This is a genomic window from Mesorhizobium sp. M7A.F.Ca.CA.001.08.2.1 (genome assembly GCF_003998455.1).
Classification (GTDB): Bacteria; Pseudomonadota; Alphaproteobacteria; order Rhizobiales; family Rhizobiaceae; genus Mesorhizobium; species Mesorhizobium ciceri.
Map to the genome: position 1 here is coordinate 1 of NZ_RZPW01000671.1, position 3,463 is coordinate 3,463.

Genomic DNA, 3,463 nt, shown 5'->3' on the forward strand with positions numbered 1-3,463 from the left:
AAGGCATGGCCCAGCCTGCAATCTTTGCCGATATGGCTGATCGAGATGAGGCTGTCAGAGAGGCGAAGCGTGCAGCCAAGGAGGCCATGCTCGACGGAATTGTCGATGGCGTGGACCCGACCAGTTGGGTGACGAAGGTTTACGACGAAGCAGGCTATCTCGTCGCCACTATCGGATTCCAGGATCTGGTCGCCGCGCCCAGGGATACCGAAGAGTTCAAGGAAACAGAGGAGCCAGGCGTCTTGCGATCGGGTTGAAGCCGGTTTCTCCGCTGTCGCCCTCGAGCCAGATGTTGCGGCCGCCGGGCAGATCACGCCGTGAACCCGAAAAAGGACCGTTTTCTGGCTGGTGCGGACAGCCTTTTTGTTTAATCTCCGAAAGACGCGCAGAGGCTGCAACACGGCTTCAGCCCACCTCGACGCTCTCGAGACGGGCGCGCGGGAGTTGAGATGCGATGCATAGAGACGCCTTCACCCCATCAGAACTTGCCCTGCTCAGTCGCGTCTTCGCACGCAGCAAAATCAAAAACGAAACCGCAACCGAGAAGGAGCGGCGCGCATCACGTATTCTGGCTTACTACCAGGCTGGGGTAACGGATGAGGATGAGCTAGAACTGCTTTCTCGCCAACCGCTCGGAAGGTGACGATTAGTCTTCCTTCTTCAGAGCTTCCGCCTCGTCTTTGAGCTTCGGCCAATCGGCGCCATGCCTGCGAAGCAGCGTTCGTGCCTGCTTGGGGTCAATTTCCGTGAGCTCGACCAGATGTTCGACCTCAAGGTCCTGGCCTTTCGCAACCCGGCTTGCCTCGTTCGCTTTTCGTTGCATCTCGACGACCCTCTGCTGAGACAACATGAACGAGCGCTGAGAGTGCGCGTTCCAGAACTTCATACAAAAATCGCGACATCGATTAAATCAGTCGGATTGCGCCACTGAGGCGGGCATGCCCTTCTGCTGCGGCTTTCCGATTTGTCCAATGTGGAGAACCCGAGCTGGTCGCAAATGGCGGCGGCATCTTCGTGCGTCAGTCCGGCCACGCGGCATTCGGTTTCGTCGCCGCTCCGTTTGGTGTGCCGGCGTTCGGCAGCGTTCTTTCGCAGCAAGTCCTATCGCACGTTATCTCATCAGCTTGATCTGAAGCGAGATGCTCAGCCTCAGTATCCTGTCGCCGTTTTCGTTCCGCACTTCAACAAATACTTGCTGCCCGTCCACCTCGGTCAGTGCATCTTTCGTAAGGTCGATAAGGCCTTCGAAGCCCACGCGGCGCACCTCCTCCAGACCGGCACATTCGATGCCGATTTCGTCCTGGATGACCACATCGTGATCGCCACTATCAAAGAAAAATCGTGCCATCCGAAAGCTTCCGTCACCACTAAGCTGCGGGGTTCCTTTGGTGCAGGTAGGTCGTTTCGAAATCACCTGCACGAGTGAGGCCGGGCCAATCAAGAGCCTGCACCCTTGGGCCTGTGGTGGCGATGAGGCCTCTACGTCGAAGTTCCTGAAGCATTCGGTTGACGTGGACTGTAGACAAGCCCAATGCATCGCCAAGTGCTGCCTGGGTAATGGGAAGATCCGCGGCGTGATCCTGGATGCGTCCAACCGAGCGCAAGCGAAAGATCAGTTCGCACAAGATGTGAGCCATGCGCGTATAGGCCTCTCGTCGTCCCACATTCGTTACCCATTCCCTGTAAATCGCTGCATCGATCAGCGTCGAGCGCCAAAAAGCCGTCGCGATTCGGGGATGCTGTTCGCAAATGGCTCGAAGAGCGTCATGTCGCATGAAGCCCAGTCTGGCTGCTGTCAGGGTCGTGAAATTGCAATCCATGACCGACAGATGCAGTCCATGCAGATCGGGAATGTCCCCAGCCACAAAGAAGGATGTAATCTGCCGTTTGCCATCGCCGGTAAGTTTGGTGGAACCGAGCAGGCCATCCAAAACCACGAACGAATTGACAGGGCGGTCACCCTCACGCACCAGGTCGTAATTGGCAAGAAAATCCTTCTCCTGAATTTGGATGTCTTTCAAAACATCAATATCGCCCTCTCGGAGATCCGAGATGCTCTGGAGCTTGCGGATAAGTACATCCGAGGATGAAGTGGGTGACAAAGTGGCTACCTAGCTGATGTTGGTTATCGAACTTGCATCCGCGTCAAAAGTTCCGGATAGCCGTAACGAGGCGCCGGACTGCTGGTCGGGAACTGGGAATTCAGGATGCCGAGGCAGGTCCTTGGCCGGGACTTCATTGCACGGGGCACAGGAGTGCTGCACACCCATAATCGAGCCCCTCGAGCAGCGCATTAACCTATGACATAGGCTGCGCTCGCAATGGTCGCTGCGACATCACATGAGGTGGTTGATCCGCCAAGGCCTGACGCTGCAACCTCACCTATGAGGGCCAGATGGCTCCGGCCAGGCATCAGGCAAAAGGCGTCTCACCTGAAGCGAGAAATCCGGCCTTGCAAATGGGCATCTCAACGAGCCCGCTTGAGGTGCGGCCGTGCAATGTCGCTACACGGTTGACGAGCGGCTATCTATTGGGGTCACTCATGGTTCATCAGGCGTCTCCAAAATCCGGCCTGGTGGGGAATGGAACTTTCTGCCGATCAGTGGGCTTTCGGATATGTCCTTCGGAAACGATGTGGAGAAATTGATGCGGAACCTTATACTGGCCTTCGCAGCACTTGCCCTACCCGCGTGCCAATCGGCTCCTGAACCGCTGCAATCCGCCGCTATCGAACCTGCTGCCATTCCCTCCCAATCCGCCTTGGATCCTGCCGTTGTTCCCCCCGGCCCGGCAATAATGGATCAATCCGTGGCAATCATTCCTCCTTCAAAGGGCGTTCCAACAAAGTACGCCGCTTTTTCGGGCAATTGGGTCGGGCGATTGGAAGGCACATATGAAGGTAAACTGTCTGTTCAATCTGTTTCTTCAAACGGAAAGGTGACCGTAACCTACGCATGGGGAATTCTGAGCGATGACAATCCGGGTGAGGCCGCGGGCGAAGGAAAAATTGTAGGGAATACGTTGAAGCTGGGGCGCCTCCCGAATGGCGCGGACGTCAGTTTTAGGATGATGCCCGACGGCACGCTGTCCGCAACCCATACGCTCGCCGGCCAGACCTATACGGGCATGTTCATCAGGCAGTGATCAAAGAAGATACGGCCGCGTTCCCGCGGTTTTTGATCCGAGCATCCCGCGCCCTTGGACCATCTCCCATAGCGGCCCTTGAAATGCCAGGCCCTGGCGTCATAGCCGCTACGTTCGAGGACCGTGGCGGCCCCGGACCGAAGCATTTCCTCAACATGGAGGTCAGGAGACCCGCCTGACCGCCCACGTCCCAAAACACACCACCGATGCCAATCCCCCATTAATTCTGAGGGGCTGCGGGGCGTTTCGGCGCGGCTTGCACGGGGTTCGCGCAGGTTCTGTTGGGACCCGGTTTGCGTACGTTATCGAAGGTGTGCGG

Annotated in this window: 5 protein-coding genes; 2 read left to right on the plus strand and 3 right to left on the minus strand. The window is 57.1% G+C overall.

Annotated features, from left to right (window positions below; all coding sequences use genetic code 11):
* Positions 1 to 257, plus strand: a 257-nt coding sequence (locus tag EN914_RS28715; RefSeq protein ID WP_127389425.1) for a DUF6894 family protein, incomplete at its 5' end; no start/stop codon positions are given.
* Positions 258 to 646: 389 nt separating this feature from the next.
* On the opposite strand, the gene EN914_RS28725 is transcribed toward EN914_RS28715, so the two are convergent.
* The 3 genes from EN914_RS28725 to EN914_RS28735 form a co-directional block, all read right to left on the minus strand.
* Complete coding sequence (locus tag EN914_RS28725) at positions 647 to 886, minus strand: hypothetical protein (RefSeq protein WP_032899472.1); 240 nt, start codon at positions 884 to 886, stop codon at positions 647 to 649.
* 225 nt (positions 887 to 1,111) lie between these two features.
* Positions 1,112 to 1,348, minus strand: coding sequence for a DUF6894 family protein (locus tag EN914_RS28730; protein ID WP_024504626.1), 237 nt, complete (start codon positions 1,346 to 1,348; stop codon positions 1,112 to 1,114).
* 19 nt (positions 1,349 to 1,367) lie between these two features.
* A complete protein-coding gene (locus EN914_RS28735; RefSeq protein ID WP_127389426.1) occupies positions 1,368 to 2,102 on the minus strand; it encodes a Crp/Fnr family transcriptional regulator in 735 nt (244 codons plus the stop codon).
* Between the two features lie 391 nt (positions 2,103 to 2,493).
* Here EN914_RS28735 and EN914_RS39410 point away from each other — a divergent pair, with 391 nt between their 5' ends.
* Positions 2,494 to 3,144 (plus strand): hypothetical protein, encoded by a 651-nt coding sequence (locus tag EN914_RS39410; protein ID WP_245265378.1) that lies wholly within the window; start codon positions 2,494 to 2,496, stop codon positions 3,142 to 3,144.
* Positions 3,145 to 3,463: the final 319 nt, after the last annotated feature.